General features: G+C 37.5%; 23 protein-coding genes and 2 pseudogenes. 19 read left to right on the top strand and 6 right to left on the bottom strand.

Features of this window, described 5'->3' with window-relative positions:
• The first annotated feature begins 13 nt into the window (after nucleotides 1-13).
• Together V179_RS29180 and V179_RS0115575 are read left to right on the top strand one after the other, a co-directional pair.
• Nucleotides 14-400 carry a diacylglycerol/lipid kinase family protein gene (locus V179_RS29180; protein WP_028392298.1) on the top strand — a complete coding sequence of 129 codons (387 nt, stop codon included), beginning with the start codon at nucleotides 14-16 and terminating at the stop codon, nucleotides 398-400.
• A 449-nt stretch (nucleotides 401-849) separates the two neighbouring features.
• Nucleotides 850-1,626, top strand: a complete 777-nt coding sequence (locus V179_RS0115575; protein WP_028392297.1) for a phosphotransferase family protein — start codon at nucleotides 850-852, stop codon at nucleotides 1,624-1,626.
• Here V179_RS0115575 and V179_RS0115570 read toward each other — a convergent pair whose 3' ends face one another.
• Nucleotides 1,627-1,905: a YtzH-like family protein gene (locus V179_RS0115570; protein ID WP_028392296.1), complete on the bottom strand. Its 279-nt coding sequence runs from the start codon at nucleotides 1,903-1,905 to the stop codon at nucleotides 1,627-1,629.
• 152 nt (nucleotides 1,906-2,057) lie between these two features.
• Between V179_RS0115570 and trmB the strand changes: the two genes are divergently transcribed.
• From trmB to V179_RS0115530, 9 genes are all read left to right on the top strand, one after another.
• Nucleotides 2,058-2,696, top strand: coding sequence for a tRNA (guanosine(46)-N7)-methyltransferase TrmB (gene trmB, locus V179_RS0115565; RefSeq protein WP_028392295.1), 639 nt, complete (start codon nucleotides 2,058-2,060; stop codon nucleotides 2,694-2,696).
• 419 nt (nucleotides 2,697-3,115) lie between these two features.
• Nucleotides 3,116-3,835, top strand: a complete 720-nt coding sequence (locus V179_RS0115560) for a metallophosphoesterase family protein (protein WP_028392294.1) — start codon at nucleotides 3,116-3,118, stop codon at nucleotides 3,833-3,835.
• A gap of 229 nt (nucleotides 3,836-4,064) precedes the next feature.
• On the top strand, nucleotides 4,065-5,006 hold the full coding sequence (locus V179_RS0115555) for a phosphoenolpyruvate carboxykinase (ATP) (protein WP_028392293.1): 942 nt from the start codon (nucleotides 4,065-4,067) through the stop codon (nucleotides 5,004-5,006).
• Between the two features lie 66 nt (nucleotides 5,007-5,072).
• Nucleotides 5,073-5,282, top strand: a complete 210-nt coding sequence (locus V179_RS0115550; protein ID WP_028392292.1) for a paeninodin family lasso peptide — start codon at nucleotides 5,073-5,075, stop codon at nucleotides 5,280-5,282.
• A 437-nt stretch (nucleotides 5,283-5,719) separates the two neighbouring features.
• The gene (locus V179_RS32070; RefSeq protein ID WP_161632351.1) at nucleotides 5,720-6,196 is read left to right on the top strand and encodes an ABC transporter ATP-binding protein; all 477 of its coding nucleotides are present in this window, start codon (nucleotides 5,720-5,722) and stop codon (nucleotides 6,194-6,196) included.
• Nucleotides 6,139-7,479 carry an ABC transporter ATP-binding protein gene (locus tag V179_RS28080; protein WP_152534740.1) on the top strand — a complete coding sequence of 447 codons (1,341 nt, stop codon included), beginning with the start codon at nucleotides 6,139-6,141 and terminating at the stop codon, nucleotides 7,477-7,479. Before V179_RS32070 ends, V179_RS28080 begins: the two co-directional genes overlap by 58 nt.
• A 165-nt stretch (nucleotides 7,480-7,644) precedes the next feature.
• Nucleotides 7,645-7,980, top strand: coding sequence for a cation:proton antiporter domain-containing protein (locus V179_RS32065; protein WP_028392291.1), 336 nt, complete (start codon nucleotides 7,645-7,647; stop codon nucleotides 7,978-7,980).
• Nucleotides 7,981-8,136: 156 nt separating this feature from the next.
• The gene (locus V179_RS0115535; protein WP_028392290.1) at nucleotides 8,137-8,472 is read left to right on the top strand and encodes a hypothetical protein; all 336 of its coding nucleotides are present in this window, start codon (nucleotides 8,137-8,139) and stop codon (nucleotides 8,470-8,472) included.
• Nucleotides 8,444-9,289, top strand: a complete 846-nt coding sequence (locus V179_RS0115530) for a YtnP family quorum-quenching lactonase (protein WP_028392289.1) — start codon at nucleotides 8,444-8,446, stop codon at nucleotides 9,287-9,289. The genes V179_RS0115535 and V179_RS0115530 overlap by 29 nt, the downstream gene beginning before the upstream one ends.
• A gap of 136 nt (nucleotides 9,290-9,425) precedes the next feature.
• Here the strand turns inward: V179_RS0115530 and V179_RS0115525 are convergent, their stop codons facing one another.
• Nucleotides 9,426-9,740, bottom strand: a complete 315-nt coding sequence (locus tag V179_RS0115525; RefSeq protein ID WP_028392288.1) for a peptidase M4 — start codon at nucleotides 9,738-9,740, stop codon at nucleotides 9,426-9,428.
• A 226-nt stretch (nucleotides 9,741-9,966) separates the two neighbouring features.
• Here V179_RS0115525 and V179_RS0115520 point away from each other — a divergent pair, with 226 nt between their 5' ends.
• From V179_RS0115520 to V179_RS0115510, 3 genes are all read left to right on the top strand, one after another.
• Nucleotides 9,967-11,040 (top strand): M42 family metallopeptidase, encoded by a 1,074-nt coding sequence (locus V179_RS0115520; protein ID WP_028392287.1) that lies wholly within the window; start codon nucleotides 9,967-9,969, stop codon nucleotides 11,038-11,040.
• Between the two features lie 18 nt (nucleotides 11,041-11,058).
• Nucleotides 11,059-11,583 carry a DUF84 family protein gene (locus tag V179_RS0115515; RefSeq protein WP_028392286.1) on the top strand — a complete coding sequence of 175 codons (525 nt, stop codon included), beginning with the start codon at nucleotides 11,059-11,061 and terminating at the stop codon, nucleotides 11,581-11,583.
• A 554-nt stretch (nucleotides 11,584-12,137) separates the two neighbouring features.
• Entirely contained in the window at nucleotides 12,138-12,599 is a 462-nt protein-coding gene (locus V179_RS0115510; protein ID WP_028392285.1) for a hypothetical protein, read from the top strand.
• Nucleotides 12,600-12,809: 210 nt separating this feature from the next.
• Here the strand turns inward: V179_RS0115510 and V179_RS31750 are convergent, their stop codons facing one another.
• The gene (locus V179_RS31750; RefSeq protein WP_235179048.1) at nucleotides 12,810-12,983 is read right to left on the bottom strand and encodes a hypothetical protein; all 174 of its coding nucleotides are present in this window, start codon (nucleotides 12,981-12,983) and stop codon (nucleotides 12,810-12,812) included.
• Nucleotides 12,984-13,066: 83 nt separating this feature from the next.
• Between V179_RS31750 and V179_RS28070 the strand changes: the two are divergent.
• Nucleotides 13,067-13,517 (top strand): annotated as a pseudogene (locus V179_RS28070) (DUF84 family protein).
• 517 nt (nucleotides 13,518-14,034) lie between these two features.
• Here the strand turns inward: V179_RS28070 and V179_RS32495 are convergent.
• Entirely contained in the window at nucleotides 14,035-15,192 is a 1,158-nt protein-coding gene (locus V179_RS32495; RefSeq protein ID WP_407637251.1) for a methyl-accepting chemotaxis protein, read from the bottom strand.
• 1,266 nt (nucleotides 15,193-16,458) lie between these two features.
• Here V179_RS32495 and V179_RS0115495 point away from each other — a divergent pair.
• From V179_RS0115495 to murC, 4 genes are all read left to right on the top strand, one after another.
• The gene (locus V179_RS0115495; RefSeq protein WP_028392283.1) at nucleotides 16,459-16,770 is read left to right on the top strand and encodes a thioredoxin family protein; all 312 of its coding nucleotides are present in this window, start codon (nucleotides 16,459-16,461) and stop codon (nucleotides 16,768-16,770) included.
• Nucleotides 16,771-16,935: 165 nt separating this feature from the next.
• Nucleotides 16,936-17,736, top strand: coding sequence for a DUF1444 domain-containing protein (locus V179_RS0115490; RefSeq protein WP_028392282.1), 801 nt, complete (start codon nucleotides 16,936-16,938; stop codon nucleotides 17,734-17,736).
• A gap of 777 nt (nucleotides 17,737-18,513) precedes the next feature.
• Nucleotides 18,514-21,195 carry a DNA translocase FtsK gene (locus V179_RS28065; RefSeq protein ID WP_235179046.1) on the top strand — a complete coding sequence of 894 codons (2,682 nt, stop codon included), beginning with the start codon at nucleotides 18,514-18,516 and terminating at the stop codon, nucleotides 21,193-21,195.
• Nucleotides 21,196-21,719: 524 nt separating this feature from the next.
• Nucleotides 21,720-23,024, top strand: a complete 1,305-nt coding sequence (gene murC / locus V179_RS0115480) for a UDP-N-acetylmuramate--L-alanine ligase (RefSeq protein WP_028392281.1) — start codon at nucleotides 21,720-21,722, stop codon at nucleotides 23,022-23,024.
• A 540-nt stretch (nucleotides 23,025-23,564) separates the two neighbouring features.
• On the opposite strand, the gene V179_RS0115470 is transcribed toward murC, so the two are convergent.
• On the bottom strand, nucleotides 23,565-23,855 hold the full coding sequence (locus V179_RS0115470) for a hypothetical protein (protein ID WP_028392280.1): 291 nt from the start codon (nucleotides 23,853-23,855) through the stop codon (nucleotides 23,565-23,567).
• A gap of 282 nt (nucleotides 23,856-24,137) precedes the next feature.
• Nucleotides 24,138-24,343: pseudogene (locus tag V179_RS30740) on the bottom strand (IS5/IS1182 family transposase); the annotation flags it as partial.
• Between the last annotated feature and the right edge of the window lie 214 nt (nucleotides 24,344-24,557).

The raw sequence follows: 24,557 nt of genomic DNA, 5'->3' as shown, positions 1-24,557 counted from the left end.
TATTGGCGAGTTTATGGCCGCTAACAGAAACGGGTATTTCATTAATTGCCTTGGCATGGGGATAGATGCTGAAATCACTTCTGATGTGAATCAGTCACAATGGAAACGTTGGTTCAATCTTTTAAAAGCCGGTCGACTGATTGATATATATACTTTTTTAAAGAAGTTGTTTACTTATCAACAGCGCGATATGGACGTGATTCTAGACAATCAAACGTATCATTATAAAAAAGTATGGTTTATTGTTGTTGCAAATCAACCTTATTTTGGTGGTGGGGTAAAAATTGCCCCAGACGCACGATTCGACGATGGGAAATTTAATATTCTAATCGTTCATACTATCTCTCCAATCATATTATTATCCGTATTTATTACGGTTTATTGGGGCGGACACTTATGAATCAAAAATGTAGATTCATTCAGTTCGCAAGACGTTCAGATTACGTCAAAACAGCCTGTTAAAATTCAGGCGGATGGAGAGATTATCGGCGGTTCTTGCGTGAAAGTTACTATGTCCGCGAAAAAAATATTAGTGTTATCAAAGTGAAATTAACAGGCTTTACAGAAAATATAGGCGTATTTTCTATTGTGATTCGACGATACCACTTGACGAAAAACTAGCTTTTAACTAAAATTTAAAAAGGATAGCTATTGTTAAATTGCTCAATAGCTGTCTTTTTTATTCTAATGATACGACCAAAACTTACGCATGTCTTTTATTGAATAAAAAGCGATAAGTTTTTAGAAACTATTTAAGCATACCGAATCTGAAAATGAAGTTGTAAAAACAGCTAATATATAAAGAAAACACCACGAGGCAATTATGTGAGGAAATTGAAGGTGAACCAATTGGAACATTTATTAGGGCAGGAGTGGGATATATTTCCTGCTGGAGGAGCAACAGGAGAAGCCTTCATTGCCGTCAATAAGAATGAAAAACTTTTTCTAAAACGGAATTCATCTCCATTTCTTGCTGTCCTATCTGCTGAAGGCGTCGTGCCTAAGCTGATTTGGACTAGAAGGCTTGAAAACGGAGATACCATTACAGCACAGCGATTTATAGACGGCAAGGAGTTAACACACGAAGAAATGAACGAAGAGAAAGTTGCTCATCTTCTGCGGAAAATACATCGGTCTAAACCGTTATTAAGCATGCTGAAAAGGTTAGGAAAAACGCCATTGCTGCCCGATATCATGTTAGAGAATATTGCAAGTAATCTTGACTCGGATATACAGAACATTTCGTCGATACAACAAACATTATATTTTTTACAGGAAAATTTATCTTTAATTGAATGTGATGATAAGGTTGTTTGTCATTGTGATGTAAATCATAATAACTGGATGATTACGAAGGAGAATAAGTTGTATTTAATTGATTGGGACGGCGCCATGATTGCAGACCCGGCTATTGATCTTGGTATCCTCCTTAATTCTTATATACCAAGAGAACAATGGGGACCTTGGCTAAGCCGGTATGGAGTAGATCTTGAGCCGGGTCTTCTATTGCGGATGAAATGGCATGTGTTAGCGCAGTTGCTTATTTCCATTCAATGGCATAAACGTAAAAATCGATTAAAGGAAATGGATATTCTTCTTAAAAATCTTGAAGCCATTTTAGCATAATTATGAAAATTGATTCATGCCATCCACCCATTGTAATAACTGGTCTTGATGGGATTGAATGTGTTGATCTGAATCAGAAGTGGAAATGCCATTCTGACTATATTGGTACACGTCCTGTAAAATTGATTTTACATTTTGATGAACGCCGTTGTTGACCAGTAATGACTTCACAAGTCGTTCTACCTGCTCGTACTCTGAAATGGAACCGCAGCAGTCTGTTTGATGGTTGCTTAATATATCTTTTAATAACGTCATTTGGTGCTCGTGTGAAAGTGGCATAGCGTCACCCTTTCTGAAGTTTCTTTTAGGGTGCGCTCTGCTACTTTTCTTTATTCATTTAATATGTGATCGCTGGTGTACTAAATTCATGTTGCTTAGGTGAGCGATTCCGTGTTATGGTTTGAACGAATCTTTTTATTAGGGGTGTCATCATGCGTTTAAGAAATAAGCCCTGGGCTGATGAAAAATTAAGTGAGTTCTCTCACTTTGTTATTGCAAATCCAGAAGAACAAAAAGGAAAATGGCGAGATGTTTTTGGAAATGATAATCCGCTTTATATTGAAGTTGGATCTGGGAAAGGTCGTTTCATTACGGAAATGGCCAAAGCTCATCCAAACGTGAATTTTATCGGCATCGAAGTATATAAAAGCGTGATCGTCGCTGCGCTTGACCGTGTCATCGAAGCAGATATTCCCAATGTAAAACTGCTCAATGTCGATGCAACCAACTTACGAGATTATTTTGCAAAAGGTGAAGTAGACCGGTTGTATTTGAACTTCTCTGATCCATGGCCAAAGACACGTCATGCCAAACGTCGCTTGACCTACAAAACGTTCCTGAGTATCTATGAAGACATTTTACCGTCCAACGGTGAAATTCATTTTAAAACCGATAATCAAGGATTATTTGAATCATCGTTAAAGAGCATTTCCGAATATGGAATGTTGCTGTCCTATGTCAGTCTTGATCTTCATAACAGTGATTTTGAAGGCAATATCATGACGGAATATGAGGAGAAATTCTCAAATCTAGGCAGTAGAATCTACCGAATGGAAGCTAAATTTCAATAAGAAAAACTTGTCATAAGGGTCAGACCTCGCACTCTAAATCAGTATGTAGTGTTCCTTGCTGTATTTAGTTGTTGCGGAGTCTGACCCTTTGCTTATGGGGTCGCTTCTATTTCAAATTATATCAATTTGAGCTGACAGAAAAATATGTGTCAAATTCAATATTTATGCGTCAACTTCCGGATTTGTGAAATATTTTCAATAATTAAATAATGCTGATACGCTTGATTGCATGAAGGACATGGGGACTTAGTCTTCGTTCGGCGCAGTAGTGATAGGCTGTTATTATATGATTGCAAAAATAGTTATGTAAACTTAACAGGTGAAGTGTATTTGACTTATATTTGATGAAAAGATAATCGAGCTCTATAATGAATTTTTAATATAAACAAAATGGGTTAAACTGAAGGGCGGTCATTATTTTGAAACTTGCATTCATCTCTGATATTCACGGAAATGCTGCTGCACTGGATGCCGTGTTGCATGATATTAAATTAAGAAATGTAGATCAAGTATATGTACTTGGTGATTTATGCTACAGAGGGATTGAACCGAAACGTGCGCTTGAATTAGTTAGAGCGTTGAATTGTGAGGTTATTAAAGGAAATGCTGATGAATGGGTAATTCGTGGAGTTAGAGAAGGTGAGGTGCCCAATCAAGCTCTAGAAATGATGAATAGAGAGCGAGACTGGATTGTATCTCAATTAGATGAAGAATGTATTGAATATTTGAAAGAACGGCCAACTGAATTAAATCTTACATTTGGAGATGTAACAATCCACGCGTTTCATGCTACTCCTAATAGTTTGTTTGAAGTGGTTCAAACAGATGATAGTGATGAAGTTTTGACTGAAAAATTAATGGTGAAACAAGCTGATTTATACATATACGCGCACATTCATAAGCCTTACGTAAGATGTATAAATGGGAAATATGTCATAAATTGTGGAAGTGTAGGATTGCCATTTGATGGTCTGAAGAAAGCTTCATATACACTCATTGATATTGAAGCAGAAAGTATTCAGGTTTCAAATGTAAGAGTGGACTATGATGTTGAAAGTGTAATACGACAGTTTAACGAATCTGATTATCCCAATCATGAGTTATTGGCTAATATTTTAGATAACGCAAAATTGCAATAGTATAAATTTGTTAACTTGAGAGAGCGGTGTTTACGCTCTTTTTTTGTCGAAAGAATGTTCTTTAAAAAGAATGTATTGTACTTTATAATGAAAATGGAACTGATTTATAAGTCTTAATTACTATTATAACCTTGGCGTATAGTTATTTATTACTACAAAAAATAATGATTTGTTATTTTTTAATAAATTATAAAAATCGGTCAAGTAATCCATAATGGGGGAGTTGAGAATGATAAACACTGCTCATACATTTGTTTACAAAGCATTTGGCTATACAATATCCAGTGAAATTCCTTTGCCGGAATTACCTTCGATAAAGCTTGAGGATTATTTATCTGATATTACTGTAAAAAGACTAGATTTGATTAACTTGTGGTCTGAACTTTCAAGTGAGAATGATTATTTTGTAATAAATGAGAATCAAATCGTGTTTCAGATTCCTGAAATTGCAATATTTTTAATTCGAAATGGAAATGAAATTTGTTTTTCTCCATTTGTAGATATACGTGATAAACATCTTCGATTATATATACTTGGAACTTGCATGGGAGCCATTCTAATGCAACGGAAAATCCTTCCGCTACATGGTAGTGCAATTGCCATAAATGGAAAAGCGTATGCTATTGTAGGAGAATCAGGTGCAGGAAAATCAACTTTGGCTTCTGCTTTTTTACAGAAAGGATATCAACTTCTTAGTGATGATGTGATTCCAGTCACATTTTCATCAAATGATACTCCTATTGTCACACCAGCCTATCCCCAGCAAAAATTATGGATTGAAAGTTTGAATCAGTTTGAAATGAATGCAGATGATTATCAGTCCATTGTTGAAAGAGAAACCAAGTTTGCAGTTCCAGTTTTCAGTCAATTTGCCAGGGAATCCTTACCCCTTGGCGGCATTTTTGAACTGATTATATCAGAAGATGAGAGAATAGAACTTCTTCCTATAAAAAAAATGGAACGCTTCCTAACTGTGTATCAACATACCTATCGAAACTTTTTTATTGAGGATTCAGGATTAATGGATTGGCATTTTAATACTTCAGCTAAATTTGTAAATAAAATCAATCTTTACCAATTGAGTCGACCACAATCTCGTTTTACCGCTCATGAATTAGCAGATTGCGTTTTAACGACAATTGAAAAGGAGGTGAGTTATTTAAAAAATTAAGAAAGGTAAGTAGATTTTAATGTAAAGATTTTGTTATAAAAAAATCACTTTATGAGGTGGGATTTTATGAAAAAACAATGGAGACAACCTGAGTTAGAGGTACTTGATGTTAGTATGACGATGAGTAATGGTAAAGGTCATAACAATGGTAACGGTAATGGAAATAATGGTAATGCTCCTGGTCATGGCTACGATGCGGGTCCTGGTATGGGTCCTGGCAATGGTAATGGATACGGTCATAATGGTGGTAATAAAAAGCCGATTTTGGGTAGTTGAAAGAGAAGAAGGGCACTTTTATAGGAAGGGCAGTATAGGGGCTTTCAGTAAGTGTTAGAGAAAAGGTACATTAATCATGTATGAATTGAAGTATGTAATCAAGATAGAGGGCGAAATTTTATCAGTATTTTCTGGTACTTCTACATGCAAGAGCCTAATCAGGACACTAAAATGACTATGATAAACAACAAGACAATTAGTCTGTCATGTTTGAAGAATCATGTATATCATCAACTATCACTCAGTGGGGGTGAAGAAAACCCTCGCTGAGTCGATTTTCACTTTACACGTTGGAACATTGAGTGGGACTTATGTAAAGTCGAGATTGTTTTTCTGACAGATGAACTACTTCATATGCTGAGCATTCAATTATTGCATCTGAATCTCATGGTAAGAAAGTAAATATAAATTATATGGAGCAATGTTGGAGTGATTCAATGAAAAATAAAATAGTAACATTAGTTAGCCCTTATTTTGCATGGAGTGATTTTCAAAAAACATTCACCTTACTAAAACCTTTTGTTCTTCAGTATAAGAAAGCCTATTTTGTTTTGTCTTTTATTTTATTTATACAAATTTTCTTCACGATGGCGTTTGCATGGTTTTTTGGGAATCTTACTGATGCCGCTATTTCTAGTAATCTTGATCGAATCAAAGCTTTAGTACCTATTGGTGTAGGCCTTATTTTATTAAATATTATTTCTACTTATATTTATATTATTTATGAAACGATCGCGATTAATGGTATTAAAAAAGATTTGAAATCCTATTTATTTAGCCATATTTTACGATTGCCCGCAGGTAAATTAGCTACTCTTGAATCTGGTAATTTATTATCGCACTTTAACAATGATATTTGCTTCCCATCATCTATATCGCTGTCTTTATCTACTTATATCAAATTAATCCGATAATATGTTTTGCTAGTTTGATTGTCGCTCCTTTGGCGATCGGTTTTGGTGTTTTTTTTGGACTATTACTTCGCAGAAATAATCGGAGGATTTATACTTTATTTGGAAAGATTAATACGATTCTTAATGAATCGTTTTCTGGACTCACTGTGATCCGTTCCTATACATTGGAAAAGCTTACATTTAATAAACTCTTAAAGAAGAATGATGAACTGTATCGTTTGGAAATTGCCAATTCTAAATTAAGGGCTTGGTTTTTTACAGCCGGGGAATTATTATGTTCCTTTTACTTTTTATTTAGTCTTTGTTTAGGTGCTTATTTTGTATTTACAGGAGAAATGACAGTAGGATCGCTCTTAATCTATGTAAATCTTGTGAATTATTTAGTAAATCCGTTAACTGGTTTAGCTGCTATGTGGGCAAGCTTTCAACGCTCGGCGACCGCAGTTGAAAGACTCTCCACCGTACTAGATCTTGAGCCTGAATCTTATGGATTACCTTCTTACAATAAGGCTATAAATACTGTTTCATCTATTCGTTTTCAAAATGTAACATTTGGTTATGAGTACAATCAAATCATTTTTGATAGATTTCAGTTAGAGATTCCAGTTGAAAAAGTTGTGGCCCTTGTTGGACCAAGTGGAGCAGGGAAAAGTACGCTATTCAATTTGCTCCAAGGCTTCCATAAACCAAGTGAAGGCGATGTTTTCATTAATAATAGATCTACTGCTGATTATTCTCTTGAAGAATTAAGAAGTGCCGTTGCCTATGTACCACAAGAGACTTTTTTGTTCACTGGGACGATACGAGAAAATTTGCAGATTGCTCGTCCCAATGTTACGGAAATGGAGATAATACAAGCCTGCAGCCAAGCCTTTTTACATGATTATATTATGTCTCTTCCCGAAGGATACGACACGAAGATAGGAGAAAGAGGCATTCGCTTATCGGGTGGGCAGAAGCAGCGTCTAGCCATTGCTCGAGCAGTTTTGAAAAACGCACCGATTCTATTATTGGACGAAGCGACCTCAGCTCTTGATAGTGAAACAGAGCTTTATGTACAAAAAGCCTTACAGGAGCTAATGAAAAATCGAACGACCATTATTATTGCCCATCGATTATCCACGATTCAAAATGCTGATGTAATTATTGCCATTGAAAATGGAAAAATCGTTCAGATGGGCAGTCATGAAGAACTTTTACAAAACAAAGGATTATATGAAAAATTGTATAATATTCAGTATGGTCGTGAGAAAAGAAAACCCTTTAGGGCTGTCGCAGAATAGGACATAATAAGAATGAAAAGCGATCATAGGAGACACTTTATTTTCAAAAAAACTTCCTTTTCAAATAATTTAATAGACATAAATTATTTTGAATATAAAGCAACAAATTGGAGGAGCCTGTCACTGACGGGCTTTTTTTGCGCTTTTTTAGAAGGGGGAAAGAATTTGGAACTATTTTTACAGCTATTTATTATTATTATTATTATTATTATTATCGCTACAAAAATCGTCGGAGTGATTTCAGTGCGGTTTGGTCAGCCATCTGTATTAGGGAAATTAATCATTGGTGTGATGATTGGTCCAGCAGTATTTGGATGGATACCAGGTACAGATGTTATAAAAGCACTTAGTCATATCGGGGTTCTGTTGTTAATGTTTATAGCGAGTCATGAGATGAATCGGCTTCAGATAGGGCGTGGCTTATACCACGTTAACGATCCGACATTTGCTCAGCCAAACATGTATAAAAAAGTACGAATATCATGCTCTTATTTCCCTTAAATCTTTTAACATATGTTACCATTAGCATGAGATGGTAGATTGGGCTGATGTTAAGAAATTCGCATGCCAAAAAGCAAAGAACGAAATCAACTTTTAAACCAATTCAAAGAACAATAGAGCGTTCGTAAATTCGACTTAAATAGGTATGTTCAAGGAATGGGGCGTAAGTTTAAGCAAAACATCGATTCCCAAATGGCTCAGAATATCGCTGAACGTGCGTTTCAAGCCATTGAGAAAGTCATGTATGGGAACTGTAAGAAAGTTCATTTTTGTTCAGTGGGTTTATTCTTTTCCTTAGAAGAAAAGACAAACAAGGCTGGTTTTCGTTACTTCTCCGAAAACAAACGCATGGAATGGTTAGGGCTGATTCTGCCTGGCATGATGAAAGATCAAGATGAATTCGCACATCTTGCGCTTCAAGATAAAAATAGACTGGCGACAGTTTCAAAAATGGGGGATATCTATGGAAACATTACAAATTGGAGACATTAAGCTGACTTGGTTGAATGGTGGGGTGACTCATATGGATGGGGGAGCCATGTTTGGGGTTGTTCCGAAACCACTTTGGTCAAAAAAATATCCAGTAAATGATATCAATCAAATTGAATTACGGACCGATCCCATTCTAATTGAAGCTAATGGATTAAAGCTTCTGATTGATTCAGGAGTGGGAAATAATCGATTCTCAGAAAAACAAATCCGAAACTATGGTGTAAAAGAAGAATCAAAAGTGGTTGAAGATTTAGCAAAGTTGGGCCTAAAGACATCTGATATTGATTATGTGTTAATGACGCATTTACATTTTGATCATGTTAGCGGGCTTACTAAGCATATCGGAGAAAAATATGCACCTGTTTTTGAAAATGCATCGATCATAACATCTGATATTGAATGGGAAGAAATGAAAAATCCTAACATTCGTTCAAGAAATACATATTGGCGGGAAAATTGGGAGGCTATAGCTCATTTAATTCAACCTTTCAGTACCGCTTTGCAAATAACAAAAGGAATCAAGATGATTCATACAGGCGGTCATAGCGCTGGCCATTCGGTTATCATGATCGAAAGCGGCGATGATATGCTCATTCATATGGCTGATATTATGCCAACGCATGCGCATAATAATGTATTATGGGTGCTTGCTTATGATGATTACCCAATGGACTCCATCGATCAAAAACAAAAGTGGATGAAAGAGGGGATGGAAAAAAAAGCTTGGTATAGCTTTTATCATGATGCCTACTACCGAGCTGTAAAATGGGATGAGACGGGTAAAGAAATTGTAGCAGAAGTAAAACGAGTCCGATAATGGACGAACGTATATCTCATAAGGGACAGAACCTGCAATAATAACACGATAAATTGAAACTTAAATCAGTGGGGAGCTCTTCTCCCCCACTGATTGTTAGTCCCTTTCTACTGTCGGTAAGAGACCTGACCCTTTGTTATTTTTGCGGAATTAAATCAATGATTGTACCTGAAGCTGCATCTGCAACAAATTCGAATTGTTCTTGGGTATCGTTGATTCTCCTCGTAATGCCACCTTTATACACTTCATAATCGAGGTCGTATTTTTGATACGTTTCAGGCTTCATTAAAATCCAAGAACCGTAAATTTTTCCATCCTTCTTAATGGATGCTTTCACAACATCTAATATTTTTTCAGGAGAAGGTGGTCCTGATTGTTCCAATACTTGTTTCGTTGCATAGCCTGCAGCAAAACCGGCAGTAACTCCTAGTATTAATGTTTTCCAATTCATTCTCTGATCCCCTCCGTTTTCACACGTGTAAATCTATCTCTTAGTATACAAAAGATTGTCATCACTTCCCAATAATTAGTTACCGATATAATCTTCTATGGTGTATGTATTCATACTATGCAAATTATTTTATTCTGAGGGCAAAATAATCTGTAAGTGGCAACAAACAGCAATTTTCTGTAAAATAGAGGGGTACATAATATAGTCAGATTCGAGGTAGAAAAAAATGGATCAAGAAACTTTAGCGTTATTTAGAACGTTGACTGAGTTGCCAGGTACTTCTGGAAATGAGCATGCTGTCAGAAAATTTATGAAATCTGAGCTTGAGAAATATTCAGATGAAATTGTTCAGGATCGACTTGGCAGTATTTTTGGTCTGAAAAAAGGACCAGTAGATGGACCAACTGTACTAGTTGCTGGTCATATGGATGAAGTAGGTTTCATGGTCACGTCAATTACGGATAATGGAATGATCCGTTTTCAGCCACTTGGCGGCTGGTGGAGCCAAGTACTACTTGCGCAACGTGTGCAAATCATTACCGATAATGGTCCAGTTATAGGGGTAATTGGCTCGATTCCACCTCATTTACTTGAGGAGTCTCAACGCTCAAAACCAATGGATATTAAAAATATGCTGATTGATATCGGTGCCGACGATAAAGAAGATGCGATGAAAATCGGCATTATCCCTGGTCAACAAATTGTCCCAATCTGTCCATTTACACCGATGGCAAATGAAAAGAAAATTCTTGCAAAATCATGGGATAACCGCTACGGATGCGGTCTAGCCATCGAACTTTTGAAAGACGTACAAGGGGAGACGTTACCAAATAATCTATATTCAGGAGCCACGGTTCAAGAAGAAGTGGGTCTTCGCGGTGCACAGACTTCTGCATTTATGATTAAACCAGATATTTTCTTCGCATTGGATGCGAGTCCAGCAAATGATATGTCCGGTAATAAATCTGAATTTGGGCAGTTAGGAAAAGGAGCACTATTAAGAATCCTTGACCGTACGATGGTAACGCATAAAGGGATGCGTGAATTTATTTTAGATACAGCAGAAACCCATTCCATTCCTTACCAATATTTCGTATCACAAGGTGGTACAGACGCAGGACGTGTGCATCAAGCGAATGAAGGAATACCAAGTGGAGTAATAGGCATCTGCTCAAGATATATCCATACAGCGGCTTCTATGATCCATATAGACGATTATGCAGCAGCGCGTGAGCTAATTGGGAAATTAGTGCGTGCTTGTGATAAAACGACGCTTGAAAGTATTCTAAATAACGGGTAAAGGTGATTGTGAGGTACGATGTTACGAATTGTAGTCGGGAGTCATAACCCAGCAAAAGTGCAAGCAGTCAAGAATGCATTTAAAGGAGAACGTGTTGAAATCATATCCATAAACGTTGCTTCTGGTGTACAAGATCAGCCTTTTTCGGATGAGGAAACGATTGAAGGTGCGATAAATCGGGCTCGAAATGGGTTAACTGAAAGTGATGCACAAATTGGAATAGGTCTTGAAGGTGGAGTGGTCGAAACAAAACACGGACTGTTTCTCTGTAATTGGGGAGCTTTAGCAGTCCGGGAATCATCAGATGTGTTCATTGCAGGCGGTGCAAGAATATTGCTGCCAGATACAGTTGCCAATAGACTGCTTGCTGGAGAAGAGCTTGGGCCGGTTATGGATGAATTTACAAATCGTGCTGGAATTCGAAAAAAAGAAGGCGCGATTGGCGTATTTACAAACGAACGAATCACCCGAGCAGACATGTTCAGCCATATTATGAACATGTTAGTTGGGCAGTATGAATATAAAATTGGGCAACAGCGATAAAGTGAAACTTCCATCAGTGGGGGGCCTCATTCCCCACTGATGGTTAGTCCCGTTCTACTGTCGCTAAGATCTTTGCTTTCGCTTCGATCAATCGACAGTACGAACCCGATTAGTTCAACTAAACCTCTGCTCACGCATCGGTAAGTTTCACTGTATCTCACCAATCGGGCTTTTAGGGGCAGTTAGTCCTCCACCTACATTCTTTGTACCTCATAAGCTTGAGGTGGGGGTCTTACTGCCCATTAATGCGGGATAATTTTTAGTGAAGTTCTTTCTTCGGAATGGAGGAAGAGCTTTTTTATGCGTTGAAATCGAAAAATATGCATCAAAGTAATCTTTCGATGAGCGATTGAGCTCGCCCTTATGCCCTGTTAATCACAAGAGCCCCCGGAGATGAGATGGACTAGGTACTGCCTTGTCCTTTTGTCGAAGTATAATTGAAAAACCTATATTTTTGAATTTATTAGCTCTAGTCCCATACACTTTAGCTTCCACCTGCATTATATAACAGGAGAGACACAGTGTAGTGTCAGCATGAAAGGGAGATGAGAGAAATGACTTTTGTTTCAAGGTCAGATTATAACGAAAATTATCGAGGGAAAGACGATTGCAAAGATCGTGAAAGAAAAGAAGATAAGAACAATCAATGTTTTATTGCTACTCAATTTTCAAATCCAAATATTTCTGTCCCAGCGGGTGCAGAAAAATTGGTTTATGAGAATTTTACAAAAAATCACAATAAAGCAACGATGAATTTGCAATCTTCTGAACCAATTGGCGGTGGTGATGCTCATACATTAATAGTAACGATTACAACAATAAGAAAAAAAGGTTGTGACAAACAGATTGTAAGAGTTATTGATCCTCAAGATGTAGTATCATTTACAGTTGAGAATTTAAAACGAGTTGTTGTCACAGGAGGCGCTGCTCCTGGAAGGCTTACCGCAAATATTACATTAACCATGTGTATCTGCTGTAATGATAATGAAGATGACAAGCATGATTGTTGCTACTGAGCATTCACAGATTAGGTCAGTGATAATTTGAATGATATACTGGAATAACCCATTTTATATTTGTCAATTCAACATGCCCACACTTAATCATTTAAAACTCCTAATATCTAAATATTTACATTTGATTGGTGGGCTGACCATAATTAAATAGGAGTATTCCCAATTGATCTTCTAATTCTCTTTTTCCTCGCGTGATTTTCAATCTGTTCTTTAAGATGTGGAATTCCTTTCTCGACAGCTATCCCTTTCCATCAATAGGTTTCTATTTTTGAAAAATTCGTAGAGTTCTTTCAGCGACGCTTTTTTTATTGATTGATTAACAATGAACAGTAACCACAACTTATATCCCTCTTTATAGGCCTTCATCCCGAGGCCTATGGCCATGTGGCTTTTACCGGTATCAGGGTTTCCTGCTAAGATGATGTTTCTGCTTGGCTGAAATACTCCTACTTTTAAATAAAACAAGGTTGCGTATTGTAGTCGGAAGTCATAACCCAGCAAAGGTGCAAGCAGTACAGCATGCATTTAAAGGGGAACATGCTGAAATCTGTCCCTTTAAACGTTGCACCTGGTGTACAAGAACAGCCTTTTTCTGATGAAGAAACGATTGAAGGTACGATGAATCGGGCTCGAAATGATTTAACCGAAAGTGAAACACAAATTGGAATAGGACTTGAAGGTGGAGTGGCCGAAACAAAACATGGGTTGTTCCTCTATAATTGGGGTGCTCTAGCAGTCCGGTAATCATCAGATGTGTTCATTGTTGGCGGTGCGAGAATATTGCGTGCTGGAATTCGAAAAAAGGAAGGCGCGATTGACGTATTTACATATGAACGCATCACCCGAGCAGACATGTTCAGCCATATTATGAACATGTTAGTTGGGCAGAATGAATATAAAATTGGACAACGACGATAAAGTGAAACTTCCATCAGTGGGGGGCCTCATTTCCCCTGATGGTTAGTCCCGTTCTACTGTCGCTATGATCTTTGCTTTCGCTTCGATCAATCGACAGTACGAACCCGATTCAACGAACTCAGACTAAGTACGCCGCGTCCTGCGGCCACGTCTGAGTGCCCCCCATCCTGTGGGCCTCAACTAAACCTCTGCTCACGCATCGGTAAGTTTCACTGTATCTCACCAATCGAGCTTTTAGGGGCAGTTAGTCCTCCACCTACATTATTTGTACCTCATAAGCTTGAGGTGGGGTCTTACTGCCCGTTAATGCGGGATAATTTTAGTGAAGTTTTTTCTTGGAATGGAGGAAGAGCTTTTTTGCGTCAAATTCTAAAATATGCGTCAAAGTAATATTACGAAGAGCTATCGAGCCTGCTCAAAAAGAAAAAGGGTCTGACCTCACAGTCTATTCACGATAAATAATGTAAGGTCAGACTTGCAATGTTAAGCCTATCTCTTCTATGTCCAGTACGTTTTTCTATCGCTTGAGGAACTTAAGTTTTTTAGTTCGTCTTGCTTTCTTTTTCTTATCAGAAGGTATGCCGTTGGCTTCTTCCTCAAGATTAAATTGTGAAACGACTGTTTGTAAATCAGCTGCGATACGGCTTAGTTCTGATGCTGCTTCACTAACTTGAGTAATCGCCATTAATTGGCCTTCACTTGATGCACTTACTTCTTGTGAAGCGGCGGTAGCTTGCTCTGATACTTGATACACATCTCCCATTTTTTGAACGAGGATCGTATTTGCGCTTTGGACATCACGTATGGAATATTGGATTGTACTAATTTTCAAGCTGATTCGTTCTACATGTTGAACGATATTTTCAAATGCGCTTTTTGTATAGTCCACAGAATTACTTTGAATCGTTTTATATTCATTGAATTTCTTTGATTCAATCATTAGTGCTTTCATTTGTTCATTCATTGTATGGATGACGTTTTGAATGCTTTGGGCTTCATGCTTAGATCGTTCCGCAAGCTTTCGTACTTCGTTTGCCACGACATTAAATCCTCTGCCTGCATCCCCGGCTCGGGCAGATTCGATGGCAGCATTTAAGGCAAGAAGATTAGTGTTCTCAGCAATTTCTTGGATTGTTCCAACGATACCTGATATTGCAAGTGATTTTTCAGATGCACTTTGAATTTGCATCGTCAAGTGTGAAGCCAAATCTAGGAATTGTTCAGATGTTTCCTGGAGGCTTGCGACAGTATTCAGTCCTTCATGCCCTTCATTCTCCGTTTGTTTAGCCTCAATAACAATTTCCTCACTGATCAATTCTGTTTCTGAGATAGACTTCGTAACCTTTTGCAAAATATCATTGCTCTCCTCAAGCTCTAAAGATTGCAATGTCGCTCCTGATGCAACTTGTTTAATCGCTGCATTTACTTGATTGGATTGAGCTGAAGTTTCTTCAGAAATAGCGGCTAGATTTTGTGAAGAAGAGTTCAACTGATCAGCTGAATTTCTAACTTCGAGTAAAGTTTGTTTAACTTTTTCAGCCATTTTATTGAAAGTTGAAGCTAAACTCATCATTTCATCTTTTCGTGTGATGGTTACTTGGTAAGCCAGATTCCCGTTGCCGATTTTATCTGCTCCGTCTTCTAAAGCAAATATAGAATTCCGTATCGACGCCATTAAAAAATAGCCTGTGGTCGAAAGAATGACTACAATAATAATACTGATTACGACAAGAGAAATAGTTATCCACTTAATCTTTACTTCATTTGCTCGGTTCAATTTAGTTTCGTGATCATGTACAATGGCTTCTAAATCAGAAGCGGAGTCTTCAACTGTGCGGGCTGTTGTATCAAAGGCCATCGTCATTGTTGCTGTATCCAGATAGGTTTTCACGATCGATCTCATTGGATCTTTATAATTATTTAGTTGAACAATTAGGGCCTCTTTTTGCAACGGAGAAATGGATAAACTAGCTATTGTATTTTCCAAGTCATTCATCTGTGAAGAATATTCTGTATTAGCACTGGTTTCTTTTGTTGCTAAATATTGTCTTTCGAATAGACGAATAATGGAAAATTGGTTGAAAAGTTCTTGGTGATTCGATTGCAAAAGCAACTCAGCCACTTTTACCCCGCTACTTTCAAGGTCTGCTTGAAGGCCTTCTGTGTTGGAGTAGCCTATTTTTTCATATAGCTGGACGATTTGCTTAAAGCTATTTTTGTAATCTTTAACATAATCCTCAATCTTTTCGAATTCCTGAACGATGTCAGGAAATGAGCGGTATTCTGCTTTTAATGATGCAGATGTATCGATAATCTTACCGGCACGTTCGAATACAAACCTTGCATTGGATGCTTTAGGATTTTTCAAATATTGTCGCTCGAATTTTCGTATATCCGCCATTTGATATTTAAGATCCTTACTATCCTGGATAGCTTGATTGAGAATTATCTGCTCTTCTCGAACGTTATTTTGCATGCCCATTGCGACCATGTTAAATACTATTAACAAAAGAACGCTAACTAATGAGATGAAAATAATAAGTCCGATCTTTGCTTTAATTGTTTTCATGAACTTCCTCTCTTTCTAAAACATTAGGTACAAAGTATGTACTATACTATTTCAATATAAGAAATATTTACTATATTATAGAATTTTTAGTAGTTGATAACAATAGAAAGTTGTTTAAGACGGAAGACTGGTAACAAGGAAACCTCGAAGAAATGGGTCTATAGACTCTGTTTATCGTCGGTTTGTATTTCTTCTCATATTAACTGAAAGCAAATTTGCGTATTGTTGGTTTATCGTGAAGTAGTTTGGTATCATCAAAATAAGAGATGATAGCTAAAGTGAAACTTCCCCCAGTGGAGTGTAGTTCACCACTTGGGATCTTACTGCCCGTTAATGCGGGGTTAAATTTAGTGAATAAATGGAGGGAATAAAATGAAGAACTTAGAATCTATGGAGCAATTTACAACGTTAAAAAATGAAGGGAAACATATTTTTTTGTTTTCAGCAGACTGGTGTGGAGACTGTCGAGTAATTGAACCTGTTTTACCAGGTATTGAAGCTGCGTATCCAGATTATACTTTCGTACATATAGACCGTGATAAATTTATTGATCTATGTGTTGAAAACGATGTTTTTGGTATTCCAAGCTTTATTGCGTATGACAATGGAAAAGAGTTAGGGCGTTTTGTTAGTAAAGACCGTAAAACCGAGCAAGAAATTAAAGATTTTATTGAATCGTTATAATGTTTAAACACGTTAGATGCGCTTAATCACAATGGTGGCGGTGCGAAGCCGGAATTCGAAATATTTTTCAATAATTTAGGTATATTTGATATAAAGATTGACTATATAATGAAGTTGCGAAGCCCCGCCCCATGTCCTTAAAGGAGTGAAGTTTTCTGGATGAAAATGGATAGTAAGCAGATCATGAAACTTATGAAAGAGCGGCTAGGGTCGGAAAACCGCAGCTATGCTTTCGATCATAAGACAGATGTTCTTCGAATTGAAAACACGGTAACTGGAAAAGGAATTTCGGTCGAGTTGCCGAAAATCGTGGCAAATTGGGAAATTTCAAAAGAAAAAGCCATTGATGAAGTAGTATATTACGTTGAGGAAGCCTTGCTGGTCATGGGAGAAGATCATACGTTGACAGGGAAGGAAAAAAGCATCTTTCCAGTCATTCGCTCCACCTCATTTCCAAAAGAAGCTACTGTTGGAAATCCGTTTTTATTTGATGAACATACAGCAGAAACTCGGATTCTGTATGCGCTGGACTTAGGAAATACATACCGACTTATCGATCGGCAGATGTTAGAGAAAGAGGGGTGGGAACCTGAGCGAATTCGGCAAATTGCCAAGTTTAACGTCCGATCGCTCAAAACCCCTTTGAAATCTGATACCGTTGCAGGTAATACATTCTATTTCTTGAATACGAATGACGGCTACGACGCAAGCCGTATCCTGAACGACACGTGGTTAAAAGAAATGAAGAAAACAATGAAAGGTGAAATGGCCATTAGCATTCCGCATCAGGATGTCATCATTATCGCCGATGTTGAAAATGATACGGGCTATGATGTACTTGCACAAATGGCAATGAGCTTTTTTGCAAGCGGCCATGTCCCGATTACCGCTCTTTCCTTCTTATACGAAAATGATGAATTAGAGCCAATCTTCATACTAGGTAAAAATAAAAAGAGAAGCGAATAATCAAGCAAAATCTAATAAAATGCACATTCTGACAGTGAGACATCACTGGTCGGGATGTGCTTCTTTTTTATCCCAGTTTAACAGGCAGTAATATCCCTTGATAAATATTTCGTGAAAAAGTGGAATAGGAGTAAAGCGGTAAACAGCCTGTAAAACCCCGATTGGTGAGATACAGTGAAACTTACCGCTGTGCTCTTCAGCGGTTTAGTTGAGGCCCACAGGATGTGGGTCACTCAGGCGTGGCCGCAGGACGCGGCGTACTTAGTCTGAGTTCGTTGAATCGGGTTCGTAGTGTCGCTTTACCGAAGCGAAGTGGAGGTATTAGCGACAGTAGAACGGGACTAACCCCCAGTGGAGAACTGCACCCCACTGGGGGAAGTTTCACTTTATCCCGGTTTAACAGGCTGTAATAACCCCCAAGTAATTCGTGAAAAATGGAATGGTGTATTAAGTGGGTAAACAGCCTGTAAAACCCTGATTGGTTCAACTAACCAACAGAGGGAAACTGCACTCCTCTGTTGGAAGTTTCACTTTATAATGAAAATATAATATGACTGTATTGCTACTGAAATAGAATCCACGTATACTAGGTCATCTAGAGGTTATGAAAATCTCACAAATAAAAAGGTTTCCACTAATGAATTTTGTGAAAATCATTGATTAATTGGTGTATACTGGATATATTCCAAATGGTTTATCCCGTTAACGCGGGATAAAAGTTGATTTAAATAAATTAAAAAGATCGTTGACTATAAGTTGGTAGAAAGAGTGATTGTATTGAAATGGCTCAAAAAAATAAAGAAATGGTTTCAAGATGAAGAAATTATTGAAATAGAAGAAATTATGCTAGATGAAGAGATTGATAAAGATACTTTAAAAAAGATGGACTTGACTCAATTGCAAAGATTGAAAGAGCAATCAGTCTCGCATGAAGAGCCTACGTCAACTCGTTTAGACCCGGATACTCGGATATTATTTCAATATCCAAAGGGTGAATTTAAATTTCCTGTAATACCAGATAGTAAAGTGAGAGAAAGGCGCCCTAAAAGGCCCGAGCGACCAATAAATAAAGAAAGAAATCTGAACTATCGGGAGAAAAGTGCGGAAAAAGTTAACAAGAAACCGATAAAACCAGAAATAAAGAAACCAGAAGTAGAAGTAGCACCCAAAACTACTAAAATTATTCCGTCAAAAACACCGTTTCGGCCAACTGAAATCCCATCTCCTATCTATGGTTATAAACGGCCAGAATTGTCTAAAAAAACGGAAGATGCCCCTATAGAGTATGAATTAGAAAACACAATAGGATTACGTGTTATTGACCCAATAGAAACATCAGCGATCCTGCGAAACAATGAGAGAGAAGAAGTCGCAAGTAAGTATAAGGAAAAAGTTGAACCAGATTATAAGGAACAAGAGGTTAATGAAGTTGCATCAGAAATAAGCGAGGTTCAAGATGGAAAAGAAACAAATGAAGATTTGTCTCTACTAATCAATGTAGAAAAAACAGATCAAAAGGAAATAAGTTCTGAAGCGACAGCTGCTACAATTGAACCGTTTGCACAAAACGTAGAAGAGAACGAGATAATGGATGCTGTGCCTAAAGAAGAACCAGAGTATGCAACGACTATAGAGGAATCTTCCATTGAACAAGAACCTGTAGAAGAAAAAACTGTAAAAAAACATATTCCATTTAATGTAGTTATGTTAAAGCAAGATAAAGAAAAGGTAGATCGGCTGAAATCGATTGAATTGATGAGAAAATCGATTGTCGATAACAAGAACATTTCCCGGGAAACTGTCGAATCACAGTCTGAAGATACGGATGAACAAGAGGATGCTGAAATACATAATCAAGAATCAGAAATAACCAAAGACCGACTTGAATCGAAAGCCGAAACACCTCTTTCTTCTGATCAAGGTCATGTATATATCGAAGAATCGGTAAAAGAGGCCATTTCTACTATTCCGGTAGAAATGAAATTACATGAGGATATTGTATTGAATCATACACAAGGGGAAGAAGAAAACCCGTACTATGCCTTTCCTTCTATCAATCTATTAACCCCGGCTAAAACCGCGGAAAACGACAATGAATGGCTTGATGGCCAAACGGCACTATTGGATGATACATTAAAGAATTTTAATGTACGTGCAAAAGTGGTCAATGTAACCCAAGGCCCTGCTGTCACAAGATTTGAAGTACAGCCAGAGCCAGGCGTGAAGGTGAATAAGGTTACGAATTTAATGGACGATATTAAACTAAGTCTTGCTGCACAGGATATTCGGATGGAAGCACCGATTCCCGGTAAGCATACAATTGGAATTGAAATACCGAACCGAAAAAGCATGCCTGTTTTTCTTCGGGAAATTCTCGAAAGTGATTCATTCAAACAAGATCCATCTCCGTTAACAGTTGCACTTGGGCTTGATATTTCCGGACAACCGATCGTAACAGATTTGAAAAAAATGCCGCATGGACTCATTGCAGGGGCAACGGGCTCAGGGAAAAGTGTATGTATTAATTCAATGTTAATCAGTTTACTGTACAAAGCTACACCACAAGAAGTAAAACTTTTGCTCATTGATCCTAAAATGGTTGAGCTTGCACCTTATAATCGTCTTCCTCATCTCGTTAGTCCGGTAATAACGGATGTTAAGGCAGCTACTGCTGCTTTGAAATGGGCTGTCGAAGAAATGGAACGGCGTTATGAACTATTCGTTCATGCGGGAGTACGTGATATTGGACGTTTCAATGAAAACGCAGAGGCTGCGGGTCAGTATGCAAACAAACTGCCTTTTATCGTGATTATTATTGATGAACTTGCAGATTTAATGATGATGTCACCTGCAGATGTAGAAGAGGCTATTAGTCGAATTGCACAGAAAGCGCGTGCTTGCGGGATTCATTTGATTGTTGCAACTCAGCGTCCTTCAGTTGATGTCATTACTGGGTTGATTAAGGCAAATATCCCGACAAGAATTGCCTTTTCTGTTTCATCTCAAGTAGATTCACGGACAATTCTTGACAGTGGTGGTGCAGAAAAACTGTTAGGTAGAGGAGATATGTTGTTTGCTGAAAATGGATCTTCCAAATCGGTTCGGCTCCAAGGAACATTCGTCACTGATCATGAAATTGACGAAGTTGTAAATCATGTGAAGAATGAGCAGCAACCTCAATACTTATTTGAGCAAGAAGAATTATTGAATAAAGCTCAAGTAACAGAAGAAATCGATGAACTATTTTTTGAGTCATGCGAATTTGTCGTTGCTCAAAATGCTGCTTCAACCTCAAGTTTACAAAGAAGGTTTAAAATAGGTTACAATCGTGCAGCTAGATTGATGGAAATGATGCATGAACAGGGGATCATTTCTGAATCCAGAGGAAGCAAACCAAGGGATGTCCTCATCACTGAAGAAGAATTGGAATACTTTTTGGAGGAAAATTCAGTGACTTAAAATCGGACAATATTATCGGGTGCTTCATGGTCATTCTTCGTTTGTGCTAACGGTTGTCACGAGGGAGTAGCGTTCCGTAATCGAAGTTCCTCTTGCGAAGTTCAAAAGCAAAAAACAAATAACGTAAAAATCTTACATGTTTTTTATGCAAGAAGATGTGTTATAGTGTTACTCACGTCACTTTCATCGAGTTTGTTCGTTTATTCGTCAGCTTGGTGTGTTTTGCAGGTGAACATCCTAGACAAAAATGTATATAATATAATAAGAATTGTAACGCATACATTGAAAATTGATCGGTTGGTAAAATCAACTAAGTAAATGGTAGTATCGTGTGATGGTTGATTTTTTTAAAAAGTGATATAATGAGTACTCATGTATTAAAATGAGAAAATAAGATTATGATTTACTGGGAGATGCTGAAAGGGAAGCCATTAATACCCTTATCACTTCCACATTAGATAACATGTAAAAAAGATAATATTTTATAACGTGATACAGATAGACGATTGGTGGAGGATCTATTTATGACTGTTTACCATTTTGTAGGAATTAAGGGCTCTGGGATGAGCGCGCTTGCGCAAGTACTTCATGATATGGGGTATGTTGTTCAAGGTTCTGACTACGAAAAGAAATTTTTTACACAAATTGCATTAGAAAATGCAGGCATTGCAATTCTTCCTTTTGCTGAAGAAAATATTCAGCCTGGAATGACAATCATTGCAGGAAATGCATTCCCAGATACTCATCCGGAAATTGTTGCAGCGATGAAGCTCGGATTGCCAATTCTTCGCTACCACAACTTCCTCGGAGACTTGTCGAAAGGGTTCATCAGTGTGGCTGTAACAGGGGCACACGGGAAAACCTCGACGACAGGATTACTTGCGCATGTAATGGGAGGAGCAAAGCCAACTTCGTATTTAATTGGGGATGGCACAGGAAAAGGGATTGCTAAATCGGACTATTTCGTATTCGAGGCGTGTGAATATCGCCGCCATTTCCTTTCTTATTATCCTGATTATGCAATTATGACAAATATTGATTTCGATCACCCAGATTATTTTGCTAACATTGAGGACGTATTCGAGGCGTTTCAGAAGATGGCTTTGCAAGTGAATAAAGGAATTATTGCTTGTGGCGATGATGAGCAACTTCAAGGAATTCAAGCAAAAGTTCCAGTGATTTTCTACGGATTTGCGGAAGAAAATGATTTTCAAGCACGAAATATTCAAGTTTCAGAGCAAGGTACAACTTTTGACGTTCATGTGCGTAATAATTATTATGAGACGTTTACGATTCCGACCTTTGGTAAGCACAATGTATTAAACGCGGTAGCGGTTATTGCTTTGTGTCAATACGAAAACTTGGACACTGAAACGGTAAAGGCTCAATTGGCTACATTTATGGGAGTGAAGCGTCGCTTTTCTGAGAAAGAAATCGGCAATCAAATTATTATTGATGATTATGCACATCATCCGACTGAAATCACAGCAACAGTTGATTCTGCACGTCAAAAATACCCGAATCGTGAAGTCGTAGCTGTCTTCCAACCGCATACGTATTCAAGAACACAGGCTTTTTTGAGTGAATTTGCTGACAGCTTAAACTTAGCTGATAAAGTATATCTGTGCGAAATCTTTGGTTCGGCACGTGAACATCAAGGGAAACTTTCCATTGAGGATCTTCAAGAGAAAATCCCAGGAGCTGAGCTGATTTCTGAGGAAACAACAGAAATCCTTCGCAAACATGACAACAGTGTAATCCTATTTATGGGCGCTGGAGATATTCAGAAATTCCAGGCTGCATATGAACAGATATTAGAAGTGAAGTAATATAACAAATGCCATCGGGAATTACCCGGTGGCTTTTTGTGTGATAAATAAAATAGTGAGGTTAAGACCGTCGGAAATGAAATTTGCACTTACATTTCTGCTCTAACTTTTCTTTTTTATCATTTTTCTTGTTATGGAACTTGCTTTTCTCAGGACTAGTATGATGAGAGTAATATCGAGCTTCCATATAATACTTATTTTTCTTTGGATCATAAAGTTTCATAAGATCATCCTTTCTATCATCTTAATATAAGGTATTCAATGAACGAAAAGGGTGCTTGTACCTAAGAGAAAAATCTCACTATTATTGCGCCTTTTTTATGTCGGACCGAGCACGAATGTTAGTTTATTGATTTCGTTCCTTTAAAAAAGCAAGATAATTGAGAAGGAGATCAACATGGAGATTTAACAGGTCCCTTTTATCAAATAGGAAGATGGGTGCAGCATATTCACATAACAGGAATAAACACGCACCCATACTTAAGCGCTTTATATAAGTACGGCCTGTGTAGATAAAGACAAGTTCTATGGGCTGACGATTTATTGACACGGATTACTATCCTTGTTTTCATCATCATTTTCAATTTTTGTGTCTTTATTTAAATACTTCCAATAATACGCTTCAATTGCAGTATCAATCATCCGTTGTTTAATGAAATGATCAAATGTTCTTTTCCCTTTCTTTTTCTCCTCCAATGCAGCATTCCGATCCTTCTTAAGCTCATCGATCCACTCCAATAATTCCTCACGGTTGGAATCAAGAAAGTCGTTGTAAATTTCTCTGAAAGGATGAGACTCAGGTACTTTAGGACGTTTTTTCCATTCTGACATACCGCTTTATCTCCCTCCTCGTCTTAATAGGATATTCACCTATCTGTCCTAAATCTCCTAAATATGTAAAAATGGGTGGATATAATAGGTGTCCGTTTGATTAGTGTCTCCTCCTTTCTTACCTTGTCGGCTATCGTTATAGCCATATGACCAGCCTTACAAACATACATTCCCGCATCTTTATTACATTCAAATACATCTTTTTTCTTTCGATAACCTTGTGTCACAGAAGGGTTTAATTTGGCTACTAAGTTGATTCCATTCTTTTTAGTGTATTCGATATTTCCTTTTAATGATTTCCTTTTCGATGGCAATTTCTACTGTTTTATTGATTAACATATTTAAAAGGTCGACATCTTTTAACCGAAGTTTTCGAAACTTGGTTCAATCAGAGCCTATTCTTGTGCCATATCAAGAAAATACTTAAAAGACATATCATGTTTTGACCGCTCCACTACGTCGACATCTGACAAGTCATAAATGGATTCAACAACACTAGTGATGAATAATAAACTTTTTATTTTTGTATAACCTTTCTGTTTACTCCTTATTAGCTCTCAAGTAGTCAGTAATGTGGAACCCCTAATCTAAATTTATTTCAATTAGTTATTTTCTGGACATTGTTTAATGAGGAAATTTAGTGGTATGGCTTAAATTGATATCGACAGAAACTGATTCGCCTGTTTAAGCAAGGATGGCTTT

Source organism: Bacillus cihuensis (assembly GCF_000504145.1).
In the GTDB taxonomy this organism is placed as follows: domain Bacteria; phylum Bacillota; class Bacilli; order Bacillales; family DSM-1321; genus Peribacillus; species Peribacillus huizhouensis.
The sequence above is the reverse complement of the archived record's forward strand: the minus strand, read 5'-3'. Positions and strand labels throughout refer to the sequence as shown.

Excerpts from the sequence above, each read along its gene's own strand:
- V179_RS0115555 (WP_028392293.1), top strand. The coding sequence starts at position 4,065 with ATGATAAACACTGCTCATACATTTGTTTACAAAGCATTTGGCTATACA.
- V179_RS0115525 (WP_028392288.1), bottom strand. The coding sequence starts at position 9,740 with ATGAATTGGAAAACATTAATACTAGGAGTTACTGCCGGTTTTGCTGCA.
- V179_RS0115495 (WP_028392283.1), top strand. The coding sequence starts at position 16,459 with ATGAAGAACTTAGAATCTATGGAGCAATTTACAACGTTAAAAAATGAA.
- trmB (WP_028392295.1), top strand. The coding sequence starts at position 2,058 with ATGCGTTTAAGAAATAAGCCCTGGGCTGATGAAAAATTAAGTGAGTTC.
- V179_RS0115470 (WP_028392280.1), bottom strand. The coding sequence starts at position 23,855 with ATGTCAGAATGGAAAAAACGTCCTAAAGTACCTGAGTCTCATCCTTTC.
- V179_RS0115490 (WP_028392282.1), top strand. The coding sequence starts at position 16,936 with ATGGATAGTAAGCAGATCATGAAACTTATGAAAGAGCGGCTAGGGTCG.
- murC (WP_028392281.1), top strand. The coding sequence starts at position 21,720 with ATGACTGTTTACCATTTTGTAGGAATTAAGGGCTCTGGGATGAGCGCG.
- V179_RS0115570 (WP_028392296.1), bottom strand. The coding sequence starts at position 1,905 with ATGCCACTTTCACACGAGCACCAAATGACGTTATTAAAAGATATATTA.
- V179_RS0115530 (WP_028392289.1), top strand. The coding sequence starts at position 8,444 with ATGGAAACATTACAAATTGGAGACATTAAGCTGACTTGGTTGAATGGT.
- V179_RS29180 (WP_028392298.1), top strand. The coding sequence starts at position 14 with ATGGCCGCTAACAGAAACGGGTATTTCATTAATTGCCTTGGCATGGGG.
- V179_RS0115510 (WP_028392285.1), top strand. The coding sequence starts at position 12,138 with ATGACTTTTGTTTCAAGGTCAGATTATAACGAAAATTATCGAGGGAAA.
- V179_RS32070 (WP_161632351.1), top strand. The coding sequence starts at position 5,720 with ATGAAAAATAAAATAGTAACATTAGTTAGCCCTTATTTTGCATGGAGT.
- V179_RS0115550 (WP_028392292.1), top strand. The coding sequence starts at position 5,073 with ATGAAAAAACAATGGAGACAACCTGAGTTAGAGGTACTTGATGTTAGT.
- V179_RS32495 (WP_407637251.1), bottom strand. The coding sequence starts at position 15,192 with ATGGCGTCGATACGGAATTCTATATTTGCTTTAGAAGACGGAGCAGAT.
- V179_RS31750 (WP_235179048.1), bottom strand. The coding sequence starts at position 12,983 with ATGGCCATAGGCCTCGGGATGAAGGCCTATAAAGAGGGATATAAGTTG.
- V179_RS0115520 (WP_028392287.1), top strand. The coding sequence starts at position 9,967 with ATGGATCAAGAAACTTTAGCGTTATTTAGAACGTTGACTGAGTTGCCA.
- V179_RS0115515 (WP_028392286.1), top strand. The coding sequence starts at position 11,059 with ATGTTACGAATTGTAGTCGGGAGTCATAACCCAGCAAAAGTGCAAGCA.
- V179_RS0115535 (WP_028392290.1), top strand. The coding sequence starts at position 8,137 with ATGGGGCGTAAGTTTAAGCAAAACATCGATTCCCAAATGGCTCAGAAT.